Source organism: Kitasatospora sp. NPDC096128, assembly GCF_040303105.1.
GTDB lineage: Bacteria > Actinomycetota > Actinomycetes > Streptomycetales > Streptomycetaceae > Kitasatospora.
On the sequence record NZ_JBEOSP010000004.1, the window covers coordinates 180,569 to 205,515 of the forward strand.

At 72.2% G+C, this 24,947-nt stretch carries 27 protein-coding genes; 11 read left to right on the forward strand and 16 right to left on the reverse strand.

What is annotated here, in order from left to right; genetic code table 11:
• Positions 1–568: 568 nt before the first annotated feature.
• Positions 569–2,020 (forward strand): zinc-ribbon domain-containing protein, encoded by a 1,452-nt coding sequence (locus tag ABTY61_RS06915; protein ID WP_350503869.1) that lies wholly within the window; start codon positions 569–571, stop codon positions 2,018–2,020.
• Positions 2,021–2,797: 777 nt separating this feature from the next.
• Here ABTY61_RS06915 and ABTY61_RS06920 read toward each other — a convergent pair.
• Entirely contained in the window at positions 2,798–4,345 is a 1,548-nt protein-coding gene (locus ABTY61_RS06920) for an alpha-L-arabinofuranosidase B (RefSeq protein WP_350503870.1), read from the reverse strand.
• A 361-nt stretch (positions 4,346–4,706) separates the two neighbouring features.
• Between ABTY61_RS06920 and ABTY61_RS06925 the strand changes: the two genes are divergently transcribed.
• Both ABTY61_RS06925 and ABTY61_RS06930 read left to right on the forward strand, forming a co-directional pair.
• Complete coding sequence (locus tag ABTY61_RS06925) at positions 4,707–5,126, forward strand: guanyl-specific ribonuclease (protein WP_350503871.1); 420 nt, start codon at positions 4,707–4,709, stop codon at positions 5,124–5,126.
• A gap of 437 nt (positions 5,127–5,563) precedes the next feature.
• Positions 5,564–6,160: a PadR family transcriptional regulator gene (locus tag ABTY61_RS06930; protein ID WP_350503872.1), complete on the forward strand. Its 597-nt coding sequence runs from the start codon at positions 5,564–5,566 to the stop codon at positions 6,158–6,160.
• A 20-nt stretch (positions 6,161–6,180) separates the two neighbouring features.
• Here the strand turns inward: ABTY61_RS06930 and ABTY61_RS06935 are convergent, their stop codons facing one another.
• The 9 genes from ABTY61_RS06935 to ABTY61_RS06975 form a co-directional block, all read right to left on the reverse strand.
• Positions 6,181–6,975, reverse strand: a complete 795-nt coding sequence (locus ABTY61_RS06935; RefSeq protein ID WP_350503873.1) for an SGNH/GDSL hydrolase family protein — start codon at positions 6,973–6,975, stop codon at positions 6,181–6,183.
• Entirely contained in the window at positions 6,972–7,373 is a 402-nt protein-coding gene (locus ABTY61_RS06940; protein ID WP_350503874.1) for a nuclear transport factor 2 family protein, read from the reverse strand. Before ABTY61_RS06940 ends, ABTY61_RS06935 begins: the two co-directional genes overlap by 4 nt.
• A 484-nt stretch (positions 7,374–7,857) precedes the next feature.
• Entirely contained in the window at positions 7,858–8,217 is a 360-nt protein-coding gene (locus ABTY61_RS06945; RefSeq protein ID WP_350503875.1) for a zinc ribbon domain-containing protein YjdM, read from the reverse strand.
• Positions 8,218–8,292: 75 nt separating this feature from the next.
• Positions 8,293–8,424 (reverse strand): DUF6126 family protein, encoded by a 132-nt coding sequence (locus ABTY61_RS06950; protein WP_350503876.1) that lies wholly within the window; start codon positions 8,422–8,424, stop codon positions 8,293–8,295.
• Positions 8,421–8,597 (reverse strand): DUF8834 family protein, encoded by a 177-nt coding sequence (locus tag ABTY61_RS06955; protein ID WP_350503877.1) that lies wholly within the window; start codon positions 8,595–8,597, stop codon positions 8,421–8,423. Before ABTY61_RS06955 ends, ABTY61_RS06950 begins: the two co-directional genes overlap by 4 nt.
• An 8-nt stretch (positions 8,598–8,605) precedes the next feature.
• Entirely contained in the window at positions 8,606–9,094 is a 489-nt protein-coding gene (locus tag ABTY61_RS06960) for an ATP-binding protein (RefSeq protein WP_350503878.1), read from the reverse strand.
• 16 nt (positions 9,095–9,110) lie between these two features.
• Positions 9,111–10,757, reverse strand: a complete 1,647-nt coding sequence (locus tag ABTY61_RS06965; RefSeq protein WP_350503992.1) for a SulP family inorganic anion transporter — start codon at positions 10,755–10,757, stop codon at positions 9,111–9,113.
• 65 nt (positions 10,758–10,822) lie between these two features.
• A complete protein-coding gene (locus ABTY61_RS06970) occupies positions 10,823–11,173 on the reverse strand; it encodes an ArsR/SmtB family transcription factor (RefSeq protein WP_350503879.1) in 351 nt (116 codons plus the stop codon).
• A 3-nt stretch (positions 11,174–11,176) separates the two neighbouring features.
• Positions 11,177–11,371, reverse strand: coding sequence for a hypothetical protein (locus ABTY61_RS06975; protein WP_350503880.1), 195 nt, complete (start codon positions 11,369–11,371; stop codon positions 11,177–11,179).
• A 245-nt stretch (positions 11,372–11,616) separates the two neighbouring features.
• On the opposite strand from ABTY61_RS06975, the gene ABTY61_RS06980 reads away from it, so the two are divergent.
• Positions 11,617–11,991 (forward strand): hypothetical protein, encoded by a 375-nt coding sequence (locus tag ABTY61_RS06980; RefSeq protein WP_350503881.1) that lies wholly within the window; start codon positions 11,617–11,619, stop codon positions 11,989–11,991.
• Positions 11,992–12,020: 29 nt separating this feature from the next.
• On the opposite strand, the gene ABTY61_RS06985 is transcribed toward ABTY61_RS06980, so the two are convergent.
• Entirely contained in the window at positions 12,021–12,401 is a 381-nt protein-coding gene (locus ABTY61_RS06985) for an ArsR/SmtB family transcription factor (protein WP_350503882.1), read from the reverse strand.
• Positions 12,402–12,476: 75 nt separating this feature from the next.
• Complete coding sequence (locus ABTY61_RS06990) at positions 12,477–12,824, reverse strand: STAS domain-containing protein (protein ID WP_350503883.1); 348 nt, start codon at positions 12,822–12,824, stop codon at positions 12,477–12,479.
• A gap of 879 nt (positions 12,825–13,703) precedes the next feature.
• Between ABTY61_RS06990 and ABTY61_RS06995 the strand changes: the two genes are divergently transcribed.
• The 6 genes from ABTY61_RS06995 to ABTY61_RS07020 are packed head-to-tail and all read left to right on the forward strand — an operon-like array spanning position 13,704 to position 20,823.
• Complete coding sequence (locus ABTY61_RS06995) at positions 13,704–14,186, forward strand: NADH-quinone oxidoreductase subunit B family protein (RefSeq protein ID WP_350503884.1); 483 nt, start codon at positions 13,704–13,706, stop codon at positions 14,184–14,186.
• Positions 14,183–16,210 carry a proton-conducting transporter transmembrane domain-containing protein gene (locus ABTY61_RS07000; protein ID WP_350503885.1) on the forward strand — a complete coding sequence of 676 codons (2,028 nt, stop codon included), beginning with the start codon at positions 14,183–14,185 and terminating at the stop codon, positions 16,208–16,210. The genes ABTY61_RS06995 and ABTY61_RS07000 overlap by 4 nt, the downstream gene beginning before the upstream one ends.
• Positions 16,207–17,190 carry a respiratory chain complex I subunit 1 family protein gene (locus ABTY61_RS07005; protein ID WP_350503886.1) on the forward strand — a complete coding sequence of 328 codons (984 nt, stop codon included), beginning with the start codon at positions 16,207–16,209 and terminating at the stop codon, positions 17,188–17,190. The genes ABTY61_RS07000 and ABTY61_RS07005 overlap by 4 nt, the downstream gene beginning before the upstream one ends.
• 5 nt (positions 17,191–17,195) lie before the next feature.
• Complete coding sequence (locus ABTY61_RS07010; RefSeq protein WP_350503887.1) at positions 17,196–17,855, forward strand: hypothetical protein; 660 nt, start codon at positions 17,196–17,198, stop codon at positions 17,853–17,855.
• On the forward strand, positions 17,855–19,330 hold the full coding sequence (locus ABTY61_RS07015; protein ID WP_350503888.1) for a proton-conducting transporter transmembrane domain-containing protein: 1,476 nt from the start codon (positions 17,855–17,857) through the stop codon (positions 19,328–19,330). Before ABTY61_RS07010 ends, ABTY61_RS07015 begins: the two co-directional genes overlap by 1 nt.
• Before the next feature lie 2 nt (positions 19,331–19,332).
• Entirely contained in the window at positions 19,333–20,823 is a 1,491-nt protein-coding gene (locus tag ABTY61_RS07020) for a hydrogenase large subunit (protein WP_350503889.1), read from the forward strand.
• A 495-nt stretch (positions 20,824–21,318) separates the two neighbouring features.
• Here ABTY61_RS07020 and ABTY61_RS07025 read toward each other — a convergent pair whose 3' ends face one another.
• Both ABTY61_RS07025 and ABTY61_RS07030 read right to left on the reverse strand, forming a co-directional pair.
• Positions 21,319–22,173 carry an NmrA family NAD(P)-binding protein gene (locus tag ABTY61_RS07025; protein WP_350503890.1) on the reverse strand — a complete coding sequence of 285 codons (855 nt, stop codon included), beginning with the start codon at positions 22,171–22,173 and terminating at the stop codon, positions 21,319–21,321.
• The gene (locus ABTY61_RS07030) at positions 22,170–22,598 is read right to left on the reverse strand and encodes a nuclear transport factor 2 family protein (RefSeq protein WP_350503891.1); all 429 of its coding nucleotides are present in this window, start codon (positions 22,596–22,598) and stop codon (positions 22,170–22,172) included. Before ABTY61_RS07030 ends, ABTY61_RS07025 begins: the two co-directional genes overlap by 4 nt.
• An 89-nt stretch (positions 22,599–22,687) precedes the next feature.
• Between ABTY61_RS07030 and ABTY61_RS07035 the strand changes: the two genes are divergently transcribed.
• Positions 22,688–23,290, forward strand: coding sequence for a TetR/AcrR family transcriptional regulator (locus ABTY61_RS07035; protein ID WP_350503892.1), 603 nt, complete (start codon positions 22,688–22,690; stop codon positions 23,288–23,290).
• 135 nt (positions 23,291–23,425) lie between these two features.
• Here the strand turns inward: ABTY61_RS07035 and ABTY61_RS07040 are convergent, their stop codons facing one another.
• Together ABTY61_RS07040 and ABTY61_RS07045 are read right to left on the reverse strand one after the other, a co-directional pair.
• Positions 23,426–23,869 carry a GlcG/HbpS family heme-binding protein gene (locus ABTY61_RS07040; protein WP_350503893.1) on the reverse strand — a complete coding sequence of 148 codons (444 nt, stop codon included), beginning with the start codon at positions 23,867–23,869 and terminating at the stop codon, positions 23,426–23,428.
• Positions 23,870–24,149: 280 nt separating this feature from the next.
• On the reverse strand, positions 24,150–24,935 hold the full coding sequence (locus ABTY61_RS07045) for an MBL fold metallo-hydrolase (protein WP_350503894.1): 786 nt from the start codon (positions 24,933–24,935) through the stop codon (positions 24,150–24,152).
• Between the last annotated feature and the right edge of the window lie 12 nt (positions 24,936–24,947).

Consider the following 24,947-nt stretch of genomic DNA (forward strand, 5'->3'; position numbering starts at 1 on the left):
CCCCGGCGCTCACTCCGAAGCACACCCGTCGGCGCTCGCTCCCCCACCCGACGCATGACAGCGTTCGACCATCCGCGACAGCACCTGACAGGACCGATGCCGACGGGGCGCGACCGTCGAATATTTGCGGCATGGCCCGCCAGGGAGCGGAACAACCAAGGATCGTAGACGTACTGCACAGGCCCCGCCCCGGGGAACAGCAAGTGACCATGAAAGAATCCTGCAGGTGAGTCCTATATCGCCCGGGAATCCGGTTCAGCTGTGTTCGGATCCTGGTTGTTCGCAGCCGACCGCGTACCGGACGCGTTCGCGCGATGCCTGGTGCGACGATCACATCACAGGCATCCTCCGCGTCGGCGGACTGGAGCCGTTGGAGCCGTTCGCCAAGCCGACGGCGTGGCGCCTGACCCGGTGCCTGACGTGTGGGTGCGAGGCTCACTACCGCTTCGAGTACACCCTCTCCAAGAACGCGGAGGGCGAGGCGACCTGCCGGGCGTGCTACTGGCGCCAGTGGGCGCAGGACGAACGACGGCGCCACGGCGCGTACGCGGATCTGACGCCGGTCCCTGTGTCAGACGCGAAGGAACACGCGGACAGGCACGGCTACCACTACCTGGCAGCACTGACCGACCCGTCCTACCCCGACGACCCTCATCACGTCCGGTGTAAGTACTGCAACCGCCTCGCTGCCGAACGGATGGGGGACATCGCGTTCGGCTGCCGGTGCCAGACCAACCCGAGTCGCGCACGGCAGACTCCCAACCCGCCCGGGCACAAGCAGCGCGCCCTGCTCAAGGACTCCGGCCTTCCGGTCCTCGACTGGTGGGACCACGAGAAGAACGACACCGCGCAGTGGGAGAGCGTCACCGTCACGGCCCGCCGGGAAGCGGCCTGGCGCTGCCCCGACTGCGGCCTGCGGTTCACCGCGCGGGTCCACGACATGATCCACCGGGCGCAGTGCCCCTCGTGCGAACCGAAGCGCCGGGCCGAGTGGGAAGCGGAGTACGAGCGCTACCAGGCGACCCCGGTCGCCGACGTGCCCGAGCTGCTCACCGCGTGGGCCGACGACGAGGACCCCCGGACTGTCCCGGTGGTCGGGTACGGCCGGTTGCACCGGTTCCGCTGTCCACACGGACACCACCCGCGGGTGTCGCCGTACACCTACCTCCGGTCGGGCTGTCCGTCCTGCCGGAGCCAGGAGACCCGCACCGCCGGCCTGGAAGCCGTCGAAGCCGATCCGGCCCCGTTCCGGCTCAGCCCGGAGATCGCCTCCCAGTGGCACCCGACCCTCAACGGGCGCATCAGTCTGGCGAAGCTGTCCCCACGCTCACGCAGGACCGTGTGGTGGCGCGACCCCGACTGCGGTCACGAGTGGCAGGACACGCCGGAACAGCGGGACAAGGGCCAGCGCCTGCGCTGCCCTGAGTGTCGGACGATCCTCGACTCGCTCGCCTTCCACTTCCCGGACCTCGCGGCCGAGTGGTCGCCGGTGAACCCGCTCTCCGCCTGGCACGTGCGCCCCAGCGGTCAGACGGCTTTCGTCCCGACCTGGGTGTGCTCCGCCAGCCCCGAGCACGTGTGGCAGGCCCCCCTGCCATCCCGCGCCGCCGGCAGCGGGTGCCCCGAGTGCAGGGAGCACGGCAAGTCGCAGGTCGAACTCGACCACCATGCGGCCGCGGAACGCGCCTTCGGCAAAGCATCCTCAGGGCAAGCCGTGCGCCATATCGCGTTCGTCCGGCGCAGCGTCTGGCACGTCGACATCACGGTCGAGCTCCGCGGCGGCCGGAGGCTCGCCGTGGAGTACGACGGCTCCTACTGGCACGCGGACAAGGCCGATGTCGACGAAGAGAAGTCCCGCGACCTGCTCGCCGCCGGCTACCTCGTCGCCCGGCTGCGCGAACATCCTCTCCCGGCCCTGCCGATCGACGATCCCGGCTACACCGAGTTCACCGTCCATTCGACCGTTCCCGATCCGGATGGTGTGATCGAGCGGGTGAAGCGGTGGGCGTCCGAACACTGATGCGCGAAACTCTCCATGCCGGCAGAAGGTGCAACCCCGGTCCGGTCCCATGTCCCGTTCCCGGGAACGCCGGTGCGGGCCGCGCCCGGCCTTCTCACCGGAGAGGGCTGCGGGCGGGCTACGCCGGATTCATGTACCCGTCCATGAATCCACCACGATGCACAGCGGTGTTGAGGCCGACCCCGCCGCCGGCCACCGTACCCAGCGCGCTGTCGGCGTCGACGGTGACCGCGATACTCGGTGCGGCGCCGGCACCCGGTGCCAGGGCGCCCGTGCCGGCCCGGTGAGCAAGACCGTCGCGGCCCCCGCCGCGATGCGGCGGCGGGTGTCGCTGCGGCGGTGCGTTCGGCCCCGGGACGGGGACGGCGGCTGGACTACGGCCGTGCGGTCGTCAGGTGACACGTGCGGCTCCCGATCGGAGTCGTGGATACGGTCCGGGCGGGGCGGGCCGACTGCAGTTCGCCCTCCCCGTTCTCCCCTCAGTGGCCGCCCGCCGCGGAAAGGTCGCCGCTCGATCGGGATTTCTCTCGGCAGGTCTTCCGAGTGGTCCCGGCGGTGCTCGCGCAGCTCCGGCCCGCGCCCCTGGAACAGGGGGCCGCCCGCCCCCGCACCGCCACGCCCCGTCTCCGTTGCGTCGGTGGACTCCGTCCGGCGCCCGGCCAGGTTTCGGCAGCCAGGTCCAGGTCCCCGATCACGCTGGGCCTGCACCGAGCTCATGGGCTGGGCCGCCCCTGCCCGCAGCATCGCGCTGCCGGCAACCGCTGGTGCCCGGGCGGCTCAGCCCCAGGGCTGAGCGACCAGCCAGCTGGTGTCGGCGGCCCAACTGGTACTGCTGTCCCATGCATTGGCGCCGCCGTTGCCGGCGATGTAGGCCGTGTAGTTGTAATGGCGGAGGTACTTCGTCGGGAAGTCGACCGACTGGAAGGACGTGCCGGCCCCGCTGTTGCCCTTGCTGGGGCAGAAGGTGGCGTCCTTCGCGAACGAGCTGCCACCGGTGTCGGCGTTCAGGTGGAGCTGGTAGTCGGAGTGGTGCAGGAACTGGCCGGGGCTGTCGGCTGACTCGAAGGACAGGCAGGCGCTGTCGGCCAGGCCGGCGCGGACGATCCAGGTGGCGTTGCCCTTGTCGGTGGCGGAACTGGCGGAGGTCACCGGCGCGATCACCACCCTGTCGTCGCTCGTGTCGTGCTGCAGGTAGTCGCCGGTGCAGCAGGAGGTGGTGGCCTGCAACGACACCTTCGCGCCGGGGGTGAAGGGGGTGGTGGCGCTGTAGCCGGCCGTGGCGACGTTGGCCTGGACCGCGGCGTCGGTGGCGTCGGAGGGGTAGCCCTTGACCATGGCACCCTCGTAGAAGGTGCCCGCGCTCGCGTTGCGGTTGGTCTGGCAGCAGTCTCCGCCGCTGCCGAGGATGACGGCGCCCTGCTTGTGCATCGGGCTCCAACCGCTGGGCAGTGCGCCGCTGTAGAGCTGGGCCAGGCCCGCGGACTGGGCGTTGGCACCCTTGAGCGCCATCCGGGTGGTGCCGTCGTTCTTGAGCATCGCGGTGACGAAGCGGCTGCTCTGCGGGACCTGGTCGGGGTTCCACATCCTGCTGCCGCCGGAGAACAGGCCGTCCTCCAGGTCCGCCTGCACCCATGGTCCGGTTCCGGTGCAGCCGCCGAACCAGCACTCCGTACCGAAGTTGATCGCGTCCATGGCGCCGTTGCCGTCGGCCTTGTGGTCGATCTCGGTGTTGCCGTAGTCGAAGCAGCAGCCGTTGTTCACGTGGGTGCCGCTGGTGACCATGTACTCGCCCTCGGGTGAACTGCCGGTCGGCACGCCCCCCGTGGAGTTGTAGGCGAAGTAGCTGTTGCCGGGGTTGATGTAGAGCGCGTAGGCCTTACGGCCCCTGACGCTCAGCGCTTCCGTGTTCGCGGTGGCCGCCGTGTCGGCGCCGCCGGTCCCGCCGGGGCCCTGGTAGACGAGGGTGTTGCCATCTCCGGTCTGGTCGTAGACGCGGGTGATGGTGCACGTGGTGCCCGTGCAGAAGGAGTCCTGCGCCGCCGCGTCGGCGACGCCTCCGGCGGACAGTACCCCGATGTCGTGCGACGTGCCGTCCGAGGCCCGCCGCACCTGGTACAGCGGGCCGTTGTAGGAGCCGAACAGCGCCCGGGTGGTGCTGTGCGCGGCGACACACGGCGTGCTGCCGGCGGCGTAGATGTCGCACGGCCCCTCGGCCGCAGCCCGAGCGGTGCCCGTGCCGGTGAGCAGACCGGCGGCGAGCACCGCGGTCGCTCCGACCGCCGCCAGCGCCCGTCGGGCATGGCTCAGCCACGATCCTCTGGTCATGAAGGAACTCCTTCGCGGGTGGGGGAAGGAAGAAGGCGCCCAACTTTGTTAGCGCTAACAATTCATGCCGGGCAAAGGCCGCACACATGGCACCAAGGCACCGTCACCATGCTGCGCCGGCCATCACTATGACCAGGCGCCGAGGCACCGTCAAGAGATCGGACTGTCAGCGCTCACTGTGCATACCCGCGCGATCGGGCGGCCCGCAGAATGCCCCGCTCACGCGCATGCACCTCGTCCAGAGGGTCGGGCCGGAGCCCCGCCCCCGAGCCGACCCCGTGCGGCGATGGAATCAACAGCCGGACAAATCAAGGAACTTGGGCTTGACGAACGTCACTCTACGCGCATCATCATGTGCTGCATGAGGATTCCCCCACACATCGCAGCCTTCGGTGGCGCCGCCGCCGTCGCCGCCACCCTCCTCGCGGGACCGGCCGCTCAAGCCGCCCCCGCGCCCGCCGTCTCCGCGGCTCCCTCCTCCACCACCGTGCATGCGATCGGCAGCGTCTGCTACTCCGCGCTGCCCTCGCAGGCGCACGACACCCTGACCCTCATCGACCAGGGCGGCCCCTTCCCGTACGACCAGGACGGCGTCGTCTTCCGGAACCAGGAGCACCTCCTGCCGAGCCACACCACCGGCTACTACCACGAGTACACGGTCATCACCCCCGGATCGCCGACCCGCGGGGCACGCCGGATCATCACGGGGCAGAAGGCGCACGAGGACTACTACACCGCCGACCACTACGCCTCGTTCCGCCTGGTGAACTTCGGCTGCTGAACCCGAGCCGCCGCGCGCCGTCGTCGGACGCGTGTGAGCCCGTCCGGGCCCCTCCCCGGCCGGGCTCACACGTTCACAGGTCAGGCGAAGGAGATCAGGCCTTGCCGGGCAGGCGCCAGTCGGCCGACGCCAGCCCGGTGCGGCCGAACCGGCGTCGGATCCTGAGGTGCAGCCACGCCGGTCACCGTGACGGTGGTACTGCCCACGCGCCGTACAGAGCCTCCTGCATGGGATCCCCCACGCATCGCGGCCTTTCGTCGCCCCGTCCTCACCGGCACGCGGCACCCTGACCCTCATTGACCAGGCCGCCCCGTTCTCGTACGACCAGGACGGAGTTCCCGCTCCGGGAGCATGCCGGGATTCGTCTCAGAGATACGTGCCTTGTTGATTAATCGCGTCGGTCGCCGGTGCGTGGCGGCGCTCGCTAGGCTGGCGGCATGGCCCTGCGCAACGCGATCATGTCGACCCTCCTGGAGGGCGAGGCGTCCGGTTACGACCTGACGAAGGCGTTCGACGCGTCGGCGGCGAACTTCTGGATGGCCACTCCGCAGCAGCTCTACCGGGAGCTGGACCGGATGAAGGCCGAGGGGCTGGTCAGCGCCCGGGTCGTCGAGCAGGAGCGGCGGCCGAACAAGCGGCTGTTCTCGCTCACCGAGGCGGGCCGCGCCGCGCTGCGGTCGTTCACGGCCTCGCCGCCGCGGCCGTCCGCGATCCGGGACGAACTGCTCGTCCAGGTGCAGGCCGTGGACGCGGGCGACCCGGACGCCGTGCGCGCAGCGCTGCTCGAACGGCTGGAGTGGGCGCAGGCCAAGGTGGCCCGCTACGAGCGCCTGCGGGCGCGGCTGCTGGACGGGCGTTTCGAGGACGAGTACCTCGCCACGGCCGAACGGGTCGGGCCGTACCTGACGCTGATGCGCGGACTGTCGTTCGAGCGCGAGAACCAGCGCTGGTGCGAGCAGGCACTCGCGATCCTGGACCGGCGCCGAACCGCCGCGTCGGCCCCCGGGCGGGAGCCGGCGCAGGGGCCGGTCTGACGGTCGTCGTGGGCGGCCGCTCAGTACACCGGGCGGGGAGCCCCGACGGGCCGCAGGTCCGGGCGCTTCGCGACCCTTCCGTCGCCGGAGGACCGGCCGCGCAGGCGGCGCATCAGCCACGGCCCGAGGAAGGTGCCGATCCAGGCGGCCTCCCGGACGGCTCGCCGGCGGACCCCTGCCGTGGGAAGGGGAGGCAGCGGCTCGGCCCACCCGCGGTCGCTGCCGGGCAGCGCGAGCGCCTCGGCCGCCGCGGCGGCGATCCCGGCGTGGCCGAGCGGGCTGGCGTGCAGCCGGTCCGCGCTCCACATCCGCGGATCGGTCGTCACCTCGTGCGGGAAGAAGTCGACGACCACGACGCCGCGGTGGTCGGCCGTGGCCCGGATGCGTGCGTTGAGGTCCAGCACCCGGGGCCGCAGCCCACGCGCCGGCGGAGCGATCCGGCCGATGTCGGGGAAGGTGAAGGTGAGCACCTGCGCCCCCGCGCCCGTGAAGGCGGCGAACATCGCGTCGAGTTCCGCCACCACCTCGCCCGCGTCGAAACCGGGCCGCATCAGGTCGTTCATCCCGGCGACCACGGTGACCAGGTCCGGCCGTAGCGCGAGGGCCGGGGCGAGCTGTTCGGCCCGGACCTGGCCGGCGAGCCGGCCGCGGACGGCGAGGTTGGCGTAGAGCAGGTCGGGCTCGTGCTCGGAGATCGTCTCGGCCAATCGGTCCGCCCAGCCGCGCCATCCGGCCGTCTCGTCGCCGTCGCCCAGGCCCTCGGTCTGGCTGTCGCCGACCGCGACATAGCGGCGAAAGCCCGTGGTCGCGCTCATGCCTCGGACGCGCCCAGCGCCTCGGCGGTGATTCGCTCGAACTGCGCGCCCATCGCGGTGGCGAGTGCCTGCGCGCCGGAGAGCGGGCGAACCATCACCGTCAACTCGTCGATCAGGCCGTCCTCGTCGAAGTGGAGGAAGTCACAGCCGTGCACCTCGCGGCCGTCGACGGCGGCCTTGAAGACGAAGGCCCGGTCGCGGCCGTCCACGCCGTTGATCTCGCGGACGTAGCGGAAGTCCTCGAAGACCCGTCCGACACCGCGCAGGATCGCGGCGGTCATGGCCTTGCCCGGGTAGGGCTTGAAGGCGACGGGGCTGGTGAAGACGACGTCCTCGGCCAGGAGGGCCTGGAGGGCGTCGTGATCGCCGGCCTCGACGGCTGCGCGAAAGGGGTGCACGACAGACTCCATAGTCAACAAATTGAATACCTTGTGCGCGCGAGCCTAGCCTCGGGGTCCGGGCGCTGTCGAGGGTGTGCCGAACCTCGGCGGTCGCGAGGGACCGCGCATGGGGCGCTCATGTGCTCGGGCCGACTCGGTGGGTTTGAAATGAGGTCGGGGGGACACCCACCCTCAGGCAGAACTGGCGCCAGGGGGCAGTCCCCTTGTCGTCTTGAGCGTGTCTTCGCCGTCCGGTTCCGACTCGAACCGAAGCGACCGCAGGAGCGTGCGGCAACGGTGGGCAAGAAGTTCCTGCGTTCGACCCGGGGCCAGGCGCTGCTCCTGCCGCCGCCGCTGGACGGCCGGCTGCCCGAGGACCACCTGCCCCGGGGGCGCTCGGCCCCTCGTGAGCGGGGGCCCTCGCCCGAGCCGTCCGCGGCGCGGCGGCGGACGCAGCCGTTGTTGTCGGCCCCCGGGCCGGTGAGGGGGCGGACGACGCGGGTCAGGCCTTCTTGACGACGCCGGACTTGAGCTGCATGGCGCCGAAGCCCTCGATGCGGCAGTCGATGTCGTGGCCGTCGACGCCGTCGACCAGCCGGATGTTGCGGACCTTGGTGCCGGCCTTGATCCCCGAGGCGCTGCCCTTGACCTTGAGGGCCTTGATGACGGTGACGGTGTCGCCGTCGTTCAGCACGTTGCCGACGGCGTCCTTGATCACTCGGTCGCCGGCCCCGGCGGATCCGGCCGCGTCGGCATCGGCGGGGGCCCACTCGTGGCCGCATTCCGGGCAGACCATAAGGGTGTTCATCTCATAGGTGTACTCGCTGGAGCACTGCGGGCACGGGGGGAGGCTGTCGCTCATGTGTTCAGGATATCCAGGGTTCAGAAGGGGTGTTTTCCGTGGTCAGCGGGCATGCGCGGCCTGCCAGCCGACCGGTCAGTGCCGGTTGCCGAGGGCGAAGAGCAGGATGACGAAGCCGGCGAACAGGTGGGTGCCGAGGATGTAGACCGAGGCGCGGATGAGCATCGCCCTGCGGCGGCTCTTCTCGTCGCTGGTGCCGTTGTTCATCGGGATTCCTCGGCGGCTGGGAACGGGTGGTCCTGCCGGGGCCGGGGACGGATGTGGATGCGCCGGCCGGTTGTGGCAGCCTCGGCGAGGAGGGCCTTGAGGGTCGGCAGGTCGACGGTCTGCGGGGTGGCGGGGGTGCCGTGGTCGTCGTAGGGGGTGATCGTGAAGCGCAAGGACGGCCTTATTCCGGGGTCGCGGCGGACGGGGTGAGCGGGAGGCGGACGAGCAGGGTCTTGCCGCCATTGGGACCGGGCCGGATCGTCAGGCCGCCGCTGAGGTGGCGGGCGAGGTCGGCGACGACGGCCAGGCCGCCGGTGTCGCCTTCCTCCGGGAGGTCCTGCAGGCCGGGGTGGTTGTCACCGACACCCACCTCGAGGTGGGTGTCGGTGACAACCAGCAGCAGTTCGAAGAACGGGGAGCGCGACTGGGCGTGCCGGACGGTATTGGTGACGAGTTCGGTGACGGCCAGGACGGCGGCGTCGTGGACAGTCGTCTTCGGGTGCACGCCCCAGCCGGTGAGGACGGTCACCGTGATCCGGCGGGACACCTTCGCGGCGGACCAGCTGCTGGCCAGGCTCATCCGGTACTTGCGGTACTGCTCCGGCGGGCTCGCCGGGGCTGGGACGGAGTGGTCGCGGCGGTCTCGGTCGCGCCAGCGGCGGATCACCATGGCCGCTCGGTTGTGGTCAACGGGATGCTCCTGTGGCGGTGAGGGTGCTCTCGGTGGGAGCCTGACCCCTGGCCAGGTGGGTGCGCGCGTAGGCGATGGCGTCCGGGGTGGCGGCGAACACCTGGCCGGCGGCGCGGAGCTGGTCGAGGATGCCGAGGGCGTCGAGGGTGCGGTGGTGTTCGTCGCGGACGCCGGATATGAGGACGAGGGTGCCCCGGCGCTGCAGTGCGGTGATCGCGTCGCCCAGGACGGTGGCGCCGCTGGAGTCGACGGCGCTGACCCGGGACATCCGCAGGATGGCCACCTTGACCTCGGCGGATGCGGTGAGTTCGAGGAGGAAGCGGTGGGCGGCGGCGAACAGCAGCGGGCCGTCGATCCGGTAGGCGACGATGTGCTCGGCGAGCAGCGCCTGCTCCTCGTCGTGGTGGTCGGCGGGCGGCAGGTCCTCGTGCAGCGGGACCTGTTCGATCCTCGCCGCCCTGGCGACGGCGGCGAGCGCCAGGGCGCCGGAGACGAGCAGGCCGGTGACGACGGCGGTGACCAGGTCGAAGGCGAGGGTGGCGGCGGCGGTGAGAGCCAGTACGGCGGCTTCGCCGCGTCCGGCGCGGGCGAGTGCGCGCAGTGAGCCGACCTCGACCATCCGTACGGCGGTGGCGATCAGCACCCCGGCCAGGGCCGCGAGCGGGATCCCGGCGACCAGGGGCGCGGCGGCGAAGACGATCACCGCGAGGACGGCGGCGTGGACGAGGGCGGCGAGGCGGGAGACGGCGCCGGAACGGACGTTGACGGCGGTGCGGGCGATCGCGCCGGTGGCGGCGACGCCGCCGAACAGCGGGGCAGCCAGGTTGGCCAGGCCCTGACCGAACAGTTCGCGGTCGCTGTCGTGACGCTCCGAGACGCTCATCGCGTCCGCGGCCGTGGCCGACATCAGCGATTCGAGGGCGGCCAGGGCGGCGACGGCCAGGGCTGAGGGCAGCAGGGCGGGGACGGCGGAGAGGTCGAGGAAGCCGAGCGAGGGGGCGGGGAGCCCGGCGGGCAGATGGCCGATGGTGGCCACCGGCAGGTCGGCGAACCGCGCGACCAGGGTGGCGGCGACGACGGCGATCAGCGAGAACGGCAGCGCGGGTCGCAGGTGCACGCCGACGAGCATCACGGCCGCGACGGCCAGGGCGAGCGCGAGCGCCGCCCAGTGCGGCGCGGCGGTGAAGTCCGCGACGGCCCTGGCGGCGACGACGGCCGGGTTGTCACCGTCGGGCTTCTTGACCCCGAGCGCGCCGGGCACCTGCTGGAGGGCGATCACGGCGGCGATGCCGAGGGTGAAGCCCTCGACCACGGGCACCGGGACGTAGGCCATCCACCGCCCGACCCGCAGCAGCGCCAGCGCGACCAGGACGACGCCGGCCAGCAGACCGACGGTCAGCATCCCGCCGGTGCCGTATCGGGCGACGATGGGCACCAGGACGACGGTCATGGCCCCGGTCGGCCCGGAGACCTGGAGGTTGGAGCCGCCGAAGACGGCGGCGAGCGCGCCGGCGACGACGGCGGTGGCCAGGCCCGCCTCGGCGCCCGCACCGGAGGAGATGCCGAAGCCCAGTGCCAGCGGCAGGGCGACGACCGCCACGGTGAGGCCCGCGAGCAGGTCCTTGCGGGGCGAGCGGCCCATGGTGGCGAGGATCTCGCGGCTGGGCAGGACGCAGCGCACCCGGTCGAAGGCGGCGTTGACGGGGTTCACGCCGTGGCCTCCGAGGCTGCGACGGGCAGGGCCAGCTCGCGGAGCAGGTGCCTCTGGCCGGTGATCATCTCGCCGAGGATGCGGCGGGCTGCGAGCAGCAGGTCGGTGACGTCCGGGGTACTGAGCGCGTACACGACGGTGTTGCCGTCGCGGGTGGCGATGACCAGGTTGGTGCGGCGCAGGACGGCGAGCTGCTGGGAGAGGCTGGAGGCCTCGATGTCGAGGGCGGCGAGCAGTTCGCGCACCGGCAGCGGGCCGTCCTGCAGGAGTTCCAGGACCCGGATGCGGGCCGGATGGCCGAGGGTTCGGAAGAACTCCGCCTTCGCCTGGTACAGCGGGACGGCCATGGTTCAGCTCTCTCCTTGCTCTTCCGCGGCGGTGTGCGGGAGGTCGATGCCGTGGCCGGCCGCGATCCGCAGCAGGCCCGCCACCCGCCCGGCATACGCCTGGGCGCCGTCCGCGTCCCCGCTGTCCCGGGCCTCGCGCAGGGCCTGGCGGGCGTGAGCCAGCTGCTCTCGCAGCTCCTCGTCGAACACCACGGTCACGACTGTCCCTCCCCGGCGCCGGCACGACGCCGGGCATGTTGTGCCGATCCAACAGCACGCCAGCATGTATGAATATGAAGAATTTTGCAAGTCGCCGGTTTCGCAAGTGATGGATTCAGACATTGGTGATCTTTTGTGATCAAGAGAGGCCATCGCGCCGTCCGCGGGGCGCCTGGCGCCTACGCTCGGTGCGCGGCCGGCGCGAACGGCGGGTCGTGAGACGACGAGAGCGGGAGGGGCTCCGCATGGCAGGTATCGAGGGTGCGCTCAAGGATGCGATGGCCATCGGCGGGGCGCTGGGCGCGGCCCTGGTCGACTCCGCCAGCGGGATGGCGCTGGGCACGCTCGGCGAGGCCGCAGGTCTGGACCTGCAGCTCGCGGCGGCAGGTGCCACCGATGTCGTACGCGCGCAGCAGCGGGCGACAGAGAGGATGGGGCTGGACGGTGAGGTGCCGGAGGACATCCTGACCACGCTCACCCGGCAGTACCACCTGGTGCGTCCGCTGACCTCGCCCGGCGGGCAGGGGCTGTTCCTGTACCTGGTGCTGGACCGCGCCCGGGCGAACCTCGCCATGGCCCGTCACCAGGCACAGCGCATCGACGCCGACCTGGTCATGTGATCCACGGCGCCTGGCCCGGGCGCGGCGGGTCAGCTCCGGGCGGGGCCCTCGGGCTGGGAGCGCAGGCCGTTCAGCAGTTCGGCCTGGCCGCTGATGACGTTGCCCAAGATCATCCGCGCGACCCGCAGGAGCTCGGCGACCTGGGGATTGGTGAGGCGGTAGTAGACGGTGGAGCCCTCACGGCGGGCGATGACGAGGTTGGAGCGGCGCAGGACGGCGAGTTGCTGGGACAGGTGGGAGGCTTCGACACCGACCTCGGGCAGCATCTCGGCGACCGCGTACTCGCGCTCGCTCAGCAGCTCCAGGACGCGGATGCGCACCGGGTGGCCGAGGGTTTTGAAGAACTCCGCCTTCAGCTGATACAGGGGCGCGCTGACCACAGGAGGCGGGGTGGGCGTTTCGGCGTTCACGTCGTCACCGTCTCCATCGGGCCGAACATCATCAAGGGATCGACCTTAGCAACCCGCAGACCGGGCCTGAGCCGGTCAGGGGGCCGCGAGCGCGGCCAGGGCCATATCCAGGTCCGGGAACAGGCGTACCACGGACAGGGCGGCGGCGGTCGTCAGGACCGGTGCGTCGCGCAGGCCGAGGCCGCACACCGCCAGCGGACCGCGGCCGACGGGCAGTCGGTGCGTGGCGTCCAGGATCGCGTCCTCGCCCGAGCAGTTCCAGCCCCTCAGTGCCGCCATGTCGACCACCAGCGGACCCTCGCAGCGGGCGAGCGCCCAGTCGAACGCGCCCTGGAAGCGGTGCGCCGCGTCCTGGCCGAGGAACCCGGTCACCGCGAGCACACCGGCTCCGCGCTCTGCCCGGAACTCCCACTGGATGCTCACCGCCACCCCCGGGCACAACTCCGGGGGCAGCGGCGAGCGGGCATGCACCCCACGCGACCAGCGGGGCCGGACAAGAGGGAGGAGCACCCGCAGTACCCGCACCGGCCGCGCCCACCCGGCACGAAGCGGGACACCACCTCCGCCCGCACCGGGTATCGAGCGGACGGCGCCGCCGTACGGCACTGCGGTGAGACGAGCATTCCTCCTCCTGACCTTGCATCCAGTTGACAATATTAGCAACTTCTAATGTTGTTATCACACGGCGCATCCGGAAGCGCGCTGTAGCCGGGAGGCCGCCCCGGAACCGACGCCGAGGCGGCCGACCGCCGGCAGCGCGGCGTCCCGGTCCCACACATGAGCGGCCCACCGGAGCCTGATCAGTCGGCAGGTCGCCGCAGTACCACGGCGACCTGCGGCGCGTAGAAACGGACAGGCGAGCTCTCGCGCCTCGGGTGTGCCGAAAAGGCCGGCCGATGACGATCCGCCATCACGCACGAGAAGCTCGGCCTGCCGGCGAAGGCCCAAGCCGGACCACGGCTGCCAAGCCGTCGCCCACGAGATCGGATCCACCGAAGGCATTCGGGTCCCGCGCGGCATCAGTTCCCCCGATCGGATGACAGCGGCCCTCACAGCTGTCCCGCCGGGCTTCCGAGTTGTTAATGTCCGAAACTTGTCACACGGCTGCGGTCCATACGGCTCGGCTTCCGCCGGGCGGGACCGCCTGGAAACACTTCCGTACAGAACGGGCGGGTCGGCGACGCGGTGGTCGGGAACGGTCGGAGCGTCCGGAGGGCGGGCCGCTCGGGTGGGCACGGTCGCCGAACGCGCTCCGCACAGCTCCCCGACCGGGGGCTTTCATCAGCAGCCCTGGAGACCGTCATGGGTTTGTCGCGCAGGATCCGCGAGATCGGCCGGATCGCCGAGCCCGCTCCGCCCCGACCGGAGGGCGAAACCCCGCCCGCCACCCGGCTGTTGTGCGGCTCGGCGCAGGTGCGCCACGTCGACGCCGGGTCGTGCAACGGCTGCGAGATCGAGATCGGCGGCGCCTTCGGACCGGTGTACGACGCCGAGCGGTACGGAGCCCGGCTGGTCGCCTCCCCCCGCCACGCCGACGTGCTGCTGGTGACCGGCCCGGTGACCCGCAACATGGCCGACCCGCTGCGCCGCACCCACCAGGCCGCTCCGGAGCCGCGTGTGGTGGTCGCGGTCGGCGACTGCGCGCTCAACTGCGGCCTGTTCGCCGGGGCTTACGGCGTAGCCGGGGCGGTGGCCGACATCGTGCCGGTGGATCTGGAGGTGCCCGGCTGCCCGCCGGAGCCGGCCGAGATCGTCGCGGCCCTGCGCCGGGTGACCGGCCGGTGAGCGCGATCGGTCCCGCACTGGCAGCGGCCGGCGCCCTGGCCGCCGCCGGCTCGGCCTGTGGACTGGCACTGCCCGAACGCGCCCGCCCGGCGGCGGTCGGGGCGTGCACGGCGGGCGTGGGCGCCGCAGGCCTGGTCGCCGGAGTCAGCGCCCTGCGCGGACAGCTCTGGTCGGCGTCCTTACCGGACCTGCTACCGCTGGCCGGTGTGCATCTGGCTGTCGACGCGCTGTCCGGACTGTTCATCGCGGTCTGCGGCGGAGTGACCGTGGCGGCCGCCGTCTACGGCATCGGCTACACCCGGCACGGCCTCGCCGGGCGGAACGTGCAGGCCGTCCTGCCGCTGTTCGCCTGGACGCTGGTCACGGTGCCGACCGCGGCGAGCGTCTCGACCTTCCTGCTGCTGTGGGAACTGATGGCGCTCAGTTCGCTGCTCCTGGTGGTGGCCGAGCACCGGCGCCGGGCCCCGGTGCGCGAGGCGGGCCTCTGGTACGCGGTGATGACCCACCTCGGACTGGTCCTGCTGCTCATCGCCCTGGCGCTGTTCTCCGCCCGGGCCGGCGGGGAGACCTTCACCGCGCTGCGTGCCGGGGCCGGCAGGCTGTCACCGGCCGTACGGGACACCGTGTTCGTGCTCGCCCTGGCGGCCTTCGGCTCGAAGGCGGGCGCGGTACCGCTGCACGCCTGGCTGCCCCGGGCCCACCCGGAGGCGCCGAGCAACGTCTCGATGCTGATGAGCGCGGCCATGGTCAACCTCGGCGCGTACGGCCTGATCCGCACCGGCTTCGACCTGCTGGACGGCGGCCCGCGCTGGTGGGGACTGCTCACCGTGGCCCTGGGCGCGGTCACCGCGGTGTACGGGATCGTCCAGGCCGCAGTCGCCACCGACCTCAAGCGCCTGCTGGCGTACTCGACCAGCGAGAACCTCGGCCTGGTCCTGATCGGCGTCGGCGCCGCCCTGCTGTTCGACGCGGACCACCACGACGAGCTGGCCGCCCTCGCGCTGGCCGCGGCGCTGCTCCACGTGGTCAACCACGCGGCGTTCAAGGCCCTGCTGTTCGGAGCGGCAGGCTCCGTGCTGCACGCCACCGGTACCCGTGACCTGGACATCCTCGGCGGGCTGCGCCCCCGGATGCCGGCCACCACGGCACTGTTCGCCCTCGGGGCGTTGGGGGCGATGGCGCTGCCTCCCGGCAACGGCTTCGTCAGCGAATGGCTGCTGCTCCAGGCGCTGATCCACGGACTCGCGGCCCCCGGCGTGACGACCGCCGTGCTGCTGCCGGTGGCGATCGCCGCCATCGCGCTGTCCGCGGGGCTGGCCGCCGCCGCGTTCGTCAAGGCGCTCGGGGTCGGCTTCTTCGCCCGCCCGCGCGGCAGCGCCGCCCAGCGCGCGGTGGAGAGCCCGCGTGCCATGCTCGCCGGCATGGGGCTGTGCGCCGCCGCCTGCGCCGGGCTCGCGCTGGTGCCCGGCACGCTCTCCGACGCACTCGGCCGGGCCGTCGCCGCGAGCGGAACCGGAACCGTCGGAGGACGGATCCTCGTCGGCGGCGGGCTGGACCTACGACTGGCCGGATTCACCGGCAGGTTGGCCTCGCTGTGGATCGCCCTGGCGCTCGCCGCGGTCGCCGCCGCCGTGCCCGCCGTGGTGCGCTCGCGCGCCCGCGCGCCGCGCCGCAGCGATGCTCCGCTGTGGGACTGCGGCGCCGGAGCACCCACCGCCCGGATGGAGTACACCGCCACCTCCTTCGCCGAACCGCTGCAACGCGTCTTCGACGACGTCCTCGCCCCCGAACAGGACGTCGACGTCACACCCGTGCGCGAATCCGCCTACCTCGTCGAGCGGGTCCGCTACCAGCGCCGCGTCCCGGACCGGATCGAGCACCGCCTCTACCTGCCCGTCCTGCAGCTGCTCGCCCGCGCCGGCCAGGCCGCTCGGCGGCTGGCCGGCGGCAGCGTCCACCGCTACCTCGGGTACGGCTTCACCGCCCTGGTCGTGCTCCTGCTCGCCCTGGCGGTGACCAGGTGAGCGGTGACCAGGTGAGCGGTGACCAGGTGACCCTGATCGGCACCGTCGCCGTCGTCGCCCAGGTCGCCCTGGTCATCGCCGGCGCGCCCTGGCTGGCCGGGCTGATGCGCCAGATCCGGGCCCGGCTCGAAGGCCGGGCCGGCCCGGGCCCCGGCCAGCCCTGGCGGGATCTGCGCAAACTGCTGCGCAAACAGCCCGTCACGGCCACGGGCACCGGCCCCGCCTTCCGGGCAGCCCCTCTGGTCCTGGTCGCCACCGCCCTGGTGGTCGCCGCGCTCGTCCCACTGGCCGCCACCCGCACGCCGGTCAGCGGTCACGCCGACCTGATCGTGGTGGTCGCCCTGCTCGCCCTCGGCACCGTCTCGCTCGCCCTGGCCGGCCTGGACACCGGCACCGCCTTCGGCGGCATGGGTGCCTCCCGGGAGATGACCGTGGCGGCCCTGGTCGAGCCGACCCTGCTGATGTCCGTCTTCGCGCTGTCCATCCCGGCCGGCTCCACCAACCTCGCCGACATCGTCTCCGGCGCCGTCCACGACCCCGCCCGGCTCGCCACCCCCACCGGCCTGCTCGCCGCCGTCGCCCTGCTGGCGGTCACCGTCGCCGAGACCGGACGGCTGCCGGTCGACAACCCCTCCACCCACCTGGAACTGACGATGATGCACGAGGCGATGGTGCTGGAGTACTCCGGCCCCGACCTCGCCCTGATCGAACTCGGCGCACAACTGCGACTCACCGTCCTGCTCGGCCTGCTCGCCGCGCTGTTCACCCCGTGGGGGATCGCCACCACCGACGGCTGGGCGGCGCTCCTGCTCGCCCTGGCGCTGCTGGCCCTGAAGGTGGCCGTCCTCGGCGCCCTGCTGGCGGCCGCCGAGGTGCACCTCGCCAAGATCCGGCTCTTCCGGGTGCCCGAACTGCTGGCCGGTTCCTTCCTGCTGGCCCTGCTCGCCGTCACCGCCTCCTACTTCCTCACCGGAGCGTGACCCTCATGGACCCGGGCCTCTACACCCAACTGCTCGACCTCGCCTGCGGCGCATTCCTGCTGGCCGCCGTCCTGGTCCTGTGGCGGCGCGAACTCGCCTCGTTCATCCGGGTGTTCACCGCCCAGGGCCTGGCCCTGGCCGCCATCGCCGCACTGCTCGGCGCTCGCGAGCACCGCTGGGACCTGCTCGGCGTCGCCGTGCTGATCGCCCTCCTGCGGGCCGCACTCCTGCCGTACCTGATGCGGCGCGCCCTCACCGCGGGCGGGGAAACCCACGAGACCGAACCGCTGGTCAACGTCACCGCCTCGCTGCTGACCGCGGCCGTACTCACCCTCCTCGCCTACGCCGCGACCCGACCGCTGACCGACCTCGCCCCCTCGTCCGCCACCCGGGCCCTGCCGATCGGCCTGGCCGTCGTCCTGATCGGCTTCTTCACCCTGGCCACCCGGCGCCGCGCCCTGTCCCAGGTCGTCGGCTTCCTGCTGGTGGACAACGGCATCACCGCCGTCGCCTTCCTCGCCGCCTCCGGCGTGCCGCTGATCGTCGAACTCGGCGTCTCCTTCGACGTGCTGTTCGCCGTACTGGTGCTCCAGGTGCTCACCACCCGGATGCGGGCCGCCTTCGGCGGCACCGACCTCGACGACCTGAGGGAACTGCACGACTGATGCCCGACGCCCTCCTGCCCGACGCCCTCCTGCTGGCCGCACCCGTCGCGGTGCCACTGGCCCTCGCCGCGACATACCCGGCCCTCGGCTGGCGGCCCGCCACCGCCTGGGCCGGGCTGGCCTCGCCCGCCGCGGTCCTCGCCTGCGCGGGCGCGCTCGCCACCGAGGTACCCTCCGGCGGACCGGCCACCGCCTACGGCGGCCTGCTGCGCGCCGACGCCCTGACCGTCTGGATCCTGCTCGGCATCGGCGCCGTCGGCGCCCTGGCGTGCGCCGCCAGCCCCGCCCACCTCGCCGCCGAACGAACCGACCCGGTCTCCGCCCGCCGCTACGGACTGCTCGTCCACCTCTTCCTCGCCGCGATGGCACTGGCCACCCTCACCGCCAACCTCGGCGTCCTGTGGGTCGCCGTCGAGGCCGCCACCATCGTCACCGCCTTCCTGGTCGGCCACCGCCGCACCCGGGCCGGCGTCGAGGCGGCCTGGAAGTACGTGGTGATCTGCTCGGTCGGCATCGCCCTCGCCTTCCTCGGCACCGTCCTGGTCTACTTCGCCGCCCGGCACGCCGGCATCCCGGAGGCCCACGCCCTCGACTGGCCGACCCTGGCCGCCCACGCCGACCGGCTCGACCCGCACACCCTGCGCCTGGGCACCTCCCTCGCGATCCTGGGCTTCGGCACCAAGGCCGGGCTCGTCCCCCTGCACGCCTGGCTGCCCGACGCCTACAGCCAAGCGCCCGCCCCCGTCTCGGCGCTGATGTCCGGCGTACTGCTCGCGGTCTCCTTCACCGCCGTGCTGCGCCACAAGGTGATCGCCGACGCCGCCGTGGGCACCGGCTTCGCCCGGGCCCTGCTGCTCGCCGTCGCCCTGCTCACCCTCGCACTGGCCGCGGCCCTGCTGCTCGCCCAGCGCGACTACAAGCGGATGCTCGCCTACTCCAGCATGGAACACATGAGCCTGATCGCCCTGGCCGCGGCCGTCGGCACCCACCTCGCCACCGCTGCCCTGCTACTGCACATGGCCGGGCACGGGCTCGCCAAGGCGGTCGCGTTCTGCTCGTCCGGCCACTTCGCGCAGCTGACCCCCACCACCCGGATCGGCCGGATCCGCGGCCTGCTCGGCCGCGCCCCCGTCCTCGGCACCACCTTCGCCCTGGCCGTCGCCGCCCTGCTCGGGCTGCCGCCGTTCAGCCTCTTCGCCTCCGAACTCGCCATCGCCCGTGCCGGGTTCACGGCCGGCCTGGGCTGGGCCGTCGCCCTCGCCCTGGTCCTGATGCTCGCCGCCTTCGCCGCCCTGACCAGCCGCAGCACCCGGATGCTGCTCGGTACACCGCCCGGGAATCCGGCACCCGTACGGTTCGGGGCGAGCGTCTGGCTGCCACTGGTCGCAGGTCTCCTCGCCTGCGCCGCACTCGGGGTGACCACCGCACCACTCACCTCCCTGCTCGACGCCGCCGCCTCGATCGGAGGCCACTGACCGTGCCCGGAGGCTCCCGTACGACCATTGACCTCGAACCCGGCGAACTCGTCGACCACGCCTCCCGGTTGCTCGCCGAGAGGCACCGCCTCGCCCTGGTCTCCGCCCACCACGACGACCCCGGCACCATCCGGCTGGTCCACCTCTTCGTCAAGGGCCCGCCCGACACCCGCACCGAACTGCACGTCCGGCTCGACGCCCGCGCCCCCGCCGTCCCCACCCTGGCACACCTGTCCTTCCCGGCCGGCCGGTTCGAGCGCGAGCTGCGCGATCTGCACGGCGTCGTCCCGCTCGACCACCCACTGCCGCACCGCCTCGTCCGCCACCCGCACTGGCCGCGCGGCTGGTACCCGATGCGCCCCGACGCCGGCCAGCCACCCGAATTCGGTGTGCCCGAAGGGCCGTTCCCCTTCCTCACCGTCGAAGGACCCGGTGTGTACGAGATCCCGGTCGGCCCCGTCCACGCCGGGATGATCGAACCGGGACACTTCCGCTTCTCCGTCGTCGGCGAGACCATCCTCAAGCTCAAAGCCCGGCTCTGGTACGTCCACAAGGGTATCGAGAAGCTCTTCGAAGGCCGATGCCCCGAGCAGGGGCTCGGCCTGGCCGAACGCATCAGCGGGGACACCGCCGTCGGCCACGCCCTCGCCTACTGCCTCGCCGTCGAAGAGGCCACCGGCATGCAGGCCCCTCCGCGCGCCGGCCGCGCCCGCGCCCTGCTCCTCGAACTCGAACGCCTCCACAACCACGTCACCGACCTCGGAGCCCTGTGCAACGACGTCGGCCACGGCATCCTCAACGCCCACGCCTGGCGCATCCGCGAACGCCTGCTCCGCCTCAACCACACCCTCACCGGCCACCGTCTCCTACGCGGGGGAATCGTCCCCGGCGGCGCCGCCCTACGTGCGCTGCCCGATCCGGCCGAACTGGCCTCCGTCCGAACCGACCTGCGTTCCCTCATCAGCCTTGCCCTCGAACACCCCACCATCCGCGACCGCTTCACCGGCACCGCGATCCTGCCGTTGCGGGCCGCCCGCGACCTCGGCTGCCTCGGCTACGTCGCCCGCGCCAGCGGCCTGCCCACCGACGCCCGCCATGCCCACCCCCACCACGCCCTCGGCGACCTGCTGACCACCCGCGTCCTCGACACCGGCGACGTCCTCGCCCGCTTCACCATCCGAGCCCAGGAGGCGCAGGACGCCCTCGACCTCGCCACCCACCTCGCCGAGACCCTCACCCCCGGCCCTGCCATCGACCCCACCCCGCGCGCCCCCGCCCGCCACTGCGGCGTCGGCCTCGCCGAGGGCTGGCGCGGCACCATCACCACCCGCGTCGAACTCGCCCCCGACGGCACCCTCACCCGGGTCAAGGTCGCCGACCCGTCATTCTTCAACTGGCCCGCCCTACCCGTCGCCCTGACCGACACGATCGTCCCGGACTTCCCGCTCACCAACAAGAGCTTCAACCTCTCGTACTCGGGCAACGACCTGTGAACGAGCCCCGGAGAAGGCCGCAATCGCGGCCGGCGCTGTGGCATCCGGGCCGTCGTCGGTGACTACGCCGAGCACGGGCGTGCCTTCCCGACCTGCGCCGCAACGCGGGCCTACTCGGAGACTTCGAGGATCATTCGGGAAGGTACGCCCTCCGCATGCCCTCCCGGAAGCGGTCCACAAGTCCTGAGCATTGCCCGGCTCAGTTCGAGGGCCAACTCATCCGCCGGATAAAGGACAAGTGGGAGCCGAGACTGCTACACGCAGTACGGGTTCACCGGTCACCGAGGATTGCCCCGAAGCGCTTTGACGTGCTCGCCGAGCGCGACCTGGCCGGCCAGCCGTACCAGGCTGACCCCGGCCGCCCGGACGGCGAGGTCGTCGACGAGCCCGCCCAGCCTGCCGTTGACCTCGATGATGGGCGGGCCGTAGGCGGCCAGTCCGAGGGTGTGCAGGGTCTCGAATCAGAAGTGGTGTCGTTCTCGAACAGCAGCTGCTTCATGCCAGTTCCCGTTCTGCGTGCGCGCGGAAGCTGCGGGGCGGGCGGCCGGTGAGGCGCTGGACGGTGTCGGTGGTGCGGTCCTCGGCGCCGTCGGCGATGGCGCGGTCCATGGCGGCGAGCATCGCGGCGAACTCGTCGGGAATGCCGGCGGCGGTCAGGCGTTCGCGCATCTGCTCGTACGTCAGCTGCCGGTGGACGACGGCCCGGCCGGTGACACGGGTGAGGATGGTGGCGACGTCGGCGTAGCTCAGGGCCTGTGGGCCGGTGATGACGAGGTCAGCGTTGGGCGCCTGGGGGTCGGTCAGGGCGTGCACGGCGGCAGCGGCGATGTCCTCGGCGTCGACGAAGCCGACCCGGCCCTCGCCGGTGGCCGTCAGCAGGATGCCGTCGGTCCGCACGCTGTGGGCGTGCGGGTGGTCGCCGGTGAAGTTCTGCATGAACCAGGAGGGCCGCAGCACCGCCCATTCCTCGAACAGGCCGGGCAGGGCCTGGTGGACCACTCCCGTGGCCGGTCCGCCGGCGGGGATCGCGGAGGAGCTGAGCAGCACCGCGCGGCGCACCCCGGCGGCACGGGCCTGGTCGAGGAAGGGCAGCATGATGTCGGCCGGTTCCGTCGAACCGATCGGCGGGACGAGGTAGACCCGGTCCGTGCCGTCCAGAGCGGGGCCGAAGGTCGCCGGGACATGCCAGTCGAAGCGGACCGCCTCGGCGCCGGCCACCGTGGTGGCGCGGCGGCTCGCGGCCTTGACGCGGTACCCGCCGGTGGCGAGCCGGGCGGTGACGCGGCTGCCGGTGGTGCCGGTGGCACCGATGACCAGGGTGGTGCCCACCTTGTTGTCCGTGCTGTTCATCGGGTGCCCCTGGTGAAGTCCGCGGCGGGATCCTGGAGGACGGCGAGGGGGTTCCAGTAGTCGCGGTAGCGGGTGATGAGGCCGTCCTGGACGGTCACCACGGCGATGTAGGCCATGTCGAAAGGGCGGTCGCTCTCGACCAGTCGGCCCACTCCGCGCATCTCGACCACAATGGTCCGCGCGTCGGTGGTCTGGTGGATCTGTACCTCGGGGAAGTCGTGCAGGTCGATGTGATCGGGGTAGCCGCGCATGTAGTCGGCGACCGCGGCCCTGCCCTCCAGGTGCCGGGGCCAGCCGTCCGGTGCGAAGGGGAATTCGAGGACTCCGCCCTCATGCCAGAGCTCGACCCAGGCGGTGATGTCCTTGTCGAGCAGCAGTCGCAGGCCGTGGCGGAAGACGTCCGCAGCCGATGTGTCGGTGGTCATGGGTGCTCCATCCCCTACGATACGGACCACGGGTCCGCTTGTGGATCCGAAGATACGGACCGCTGGTCCGTTTTGCAATCGGAGGATCCGTGGAACCCGTCGCCGAGCGTCGCCCGCGTAAGGATGCGGCCCGCAACCGGGAAGCCGTCCTGGCGGCGGCTGACGAGCTCTTCGCACGCTGCGAGAGCCCCGAGGCCGTGACCATGGCCGACATCGCCGCTGCGGCCGGCGTCGGCAAGGCCACGCTCTTCCGCGGCTTCGGCGACCGCACCGGGTTGATCCACGCGCTCTACGAAGCACGGCTGGAACCGGTCAGGGGCGCGATCGAGGAAGGCCCGCCGCCGCTCGGTCCGGGCACCCCGCCGATGCGGCGGGTCCCCGCGCTGCTCGACGCCGTGCTCTGCTTCAAGCTCGACAACCGCCACCTGGCCCTGGCCCTGGAGTCGGCCGGCACCGGCAGCCCGTATCAGGCGGCCCACTACGAACGCTGGCACCGCACGCTGCAGGCCGTGCTGGAGCAGATCGCCGGCCTCGACGAGCCCGCCTTCACCGCCCACGCGTTGCTCGCGGCCACCCGCGCCGACCTCGTCGAACACCTCGCCGGCCACGAGCGGCTTCCCCGCGAGCAGCTGCGGGCCCAGCTGGCGGTCTACACCGCCAGGGTCCTGGGCTCCCCGGTACCGCAGGGGTGAGCAGCCGGATCGGCGCGCTCCGCACAGCGGCCGACCAGGGCCAGGAGGAGCGATCCGGCGGAGTACGTTGCGGTCGCGACGGCGGGCCCGGCCTGGGCGGGTTCGGACGAGCGGCCGGGCCCTCCGATGCTGCCGTCAGGCGAGGAGGTCGAAGCCGAGGGCCTTGAGGGCGACTTCGGCCGCCTGCTGGTCCTGCTCGGCGGTGCCGCCGGAGATGCCGACGCCGCCGATGAGCTTGCCGTCCTCCAGGATCGGGTAGCCGCCGCCGACGGCCATCAGGCGCGGGTGGCCGGCCAGCGGCGCGACCTTGGGGTCGGCCACGTAGTCGTTCCAGGTGTGGGTGGCGAAGCCGAAGGCCGCCGAGGTCCAGGCCTTGTCCACGGCGACCTCACTGGCGAGGAAGGGCGTGGCGTCGGTGCGCTGGAAGGCCCGGAGGTGGCCGCCGGCGTCGGTGACGGCGACGGACGCCTCGAAGCCGATCTCCTGCGCGGCGGTCTGCACCTCGGCGATGAGGGCGTTGGCCGCGGCGAGGGTGATGGACGCGGCGGAGGTGGACCTGGCGAGGGGCGTGCTGGTCATGACTGCTCGTCTCTGTGCTTGTGGGTGTGTGGCCGTGCCGGCCGGTGGGAGGGTGCCGCGCAGGCGTCGGGTCGCGACGGCGGGGCGTGAGTGCCGGCCGTTACGGAGTCGTGGATCCCCGACGGACGACGGGCGACGAGCGGCCGGTGACCCGGCGAGTAGTGCTCGTGGTGGCGACCGTAGCCCCGAGGGGGCGGTTACCGGCAAGGGCGCCTACTTCCCATCAGGAAGTAGGCGCCTGACGCCGAACGGTCACGGGTCCGTGTCGTCTTCTGCCCCGTCACCGACCTGCGGAAGGGACCGGAACGGGCGATCCGTCGTCCACGATGACGGCCGTGATGCCGCGGGCCTCGGCGGCCCGGCGGAAGCGCTCCTCGATGTCGGGCTGTTCGACGTAGGTCGGCGGGTTGTTGAACAGCCCGTAGTGCATGGCGCAGGCCGTGGTTGCCCCGAGGATGGCCGCGGCCTCGACGGCGTGTTCGGGCGTCATGGTGACGGGGACGTTGGCCTCGTAGCCCTCGAAGCGGGCGATGACGCCGTTGACGGGCACGAACGCGACGTCGAACGGGCCGTGATCGCGGGCGATCTGCCACCAGTTGCCGTGCCACATGGTGTCGCCGCAGTGGATGATCCGCTGTCCGGCACCCTCGACGACCCAGGCGACCTGGTCGGCCTCCTCGCCGCGCCAGTCCAGCGAGGTGACGGGCGTGACCGTCAGCGGGCCGATGCGGCGTGCGTGCTCACGCTTCTGCCCGATCACCTCGATGCCGTCCTCCGTCAGCGTCGGTGCGATCGGCAGATGGGTGCCGACCGTGCCGGTGCGGGCGATCCGCGCAATGAGTTCCCGGTCGTAGTGGTCCGGGTGCAGGTGTGTGATCAGGGCGTGTGTTCCCGCAGGTGTGTCGACGGGGGCCAGGGGGCGGCGCGGCTTCCCCATGACGGGGGCGAGCGGCTCGGCGTGTTCGAGCGGGTCGATCAGCAGGCGGGTGTCGCCGAGGCTGATCTCGACACCGGCCCACGCCAGGCGGCGCAGGTGGAGCGTTTCGGTTCGGCCTTCGCTGGTCATGCTGGACCTCCT

Bases quoted from the DNA above. Each gene is read 5' to 3' on its own strand.
- ABTY61_RS06920 (WP_350503870.1), bottom strand. From the start codon at position 4,345: ATGACCAGAGGATCGTGGCTGAGCCATGCCCGACGGGCGCTGGCGGCG.
- ABTY61_RS06925 (WP_350503871.1), top strand. From the start codon at position 4,707: ATGAGGATTCCCCCACACATCGCAGCCTTCGGTGGCGCCGCCGCCGTC.
- ABTY61_RS06930 (WP_350503872.1), top strand. From the start codon at position 5,564: ATGGCCCTGCGCAACGCGATCATGTCGACCCTCCTGGAGGGCGAGGCG.
- ABTY61_RS06935 (WP_350503873.1), bottom strand. From the start codon at position 6,975: ATGAGCGCGACCACGGGCTTTCGCCGCTATGTCGCGGTCGGCGACAGC.
- ABTY61_RS06945 (WP_350503875.1), bottom strand. From the start codon at position 8,217: ATGAGCGACAGCCTCCCCCCGTGCCCGCAGTGCTCCAGCGAGTACACC.
- ABTY61_RS06950 (WP_350503876.1), bottom strand. From the start codon at position 8,424: ATGAACAACGGCACCAGCGACGAGAAGAGCCGCCGCAGGGCGATGCTC.
- ABTY61_RS06960 (WP_350503878.1), bottom strand. From the start codon at position 9,094: ATGGTGATCCGCCGCTGGCGCGACCGAGACCGCCGCGACCACTCCGTC.
- ABTY61_RS06965 (WP_350503992.1), bottom strand. From the start codon at position 10,757: ATGGGCCGCTCGCCCCGCAAGGACCTGCTCGCGGGCCTCACCGTGGCG.
- ABTY61_RS06970 (WP_350503879.1), bottom strand. From the start codon at position 11,173: ATGGCCGTCCCGCTGTACCAGGCGAAGGCGGAGTTCTTCCGAACCCTC.
- ABTY61_RS06980 (WP_350503881.1), top strand. From the start codon at position 11,617: ATGGCAGGTATCGAGGGTGCGCTCAAGGATGCGATGGCCATCGGCGGG.
- ABTY61_RS06995 (WP_350503884.1), top strand. From the start codon at position 13,704: ATGGGTTTGTCGCGCAGGATCCGCGAGATCGGCCGGATCGCCGAGCCC.
- ABTY61_RS07010 (WP_350503887.1), top strand. From the start codon at position 17,196: ATGGACCCGGGCCTCTACACCCAACTGCTCGACCTCGCCTGCGGCGCA.
- ABTY61_RS07015 (WP_350503888.1), top strand. From the start codon at position 17,855: ATGCCCGACGCCCTCCTGCCCGACGCCCTCCTGCTGGCCGCACCCGTC.
- ABTY61_RS07025 (WP_350503890.1), bottom strand. From the start codon at position 22,173: ATGAACAGCACGGACAACAAGGTGGGCACCACCCTGGTCATCGGTGCC.
- ABTY61_RS07030 (WP_350503891.1), bottom strand. From the start codon at position 22,598: ATGACCACCGACACATCGGCTGCGGACGTCTTCCGCCACGGCCTGCGA.
- ABTY61_RS07040 (WP_350503893.1), bottom strand. From the start codon at position 23,869: ATGACCAGCACGCCCCTCGCCAGGTCCACCTCCGCCGCGTCCATCACC.
- ABTY61_RS07045 (WP_350503894.1), bottom strand. From the start codon at position 24,935: ATGACCAGCGAAGGCCGAACCGAAACGCTCCACCTGCGCCGCCTGGCG.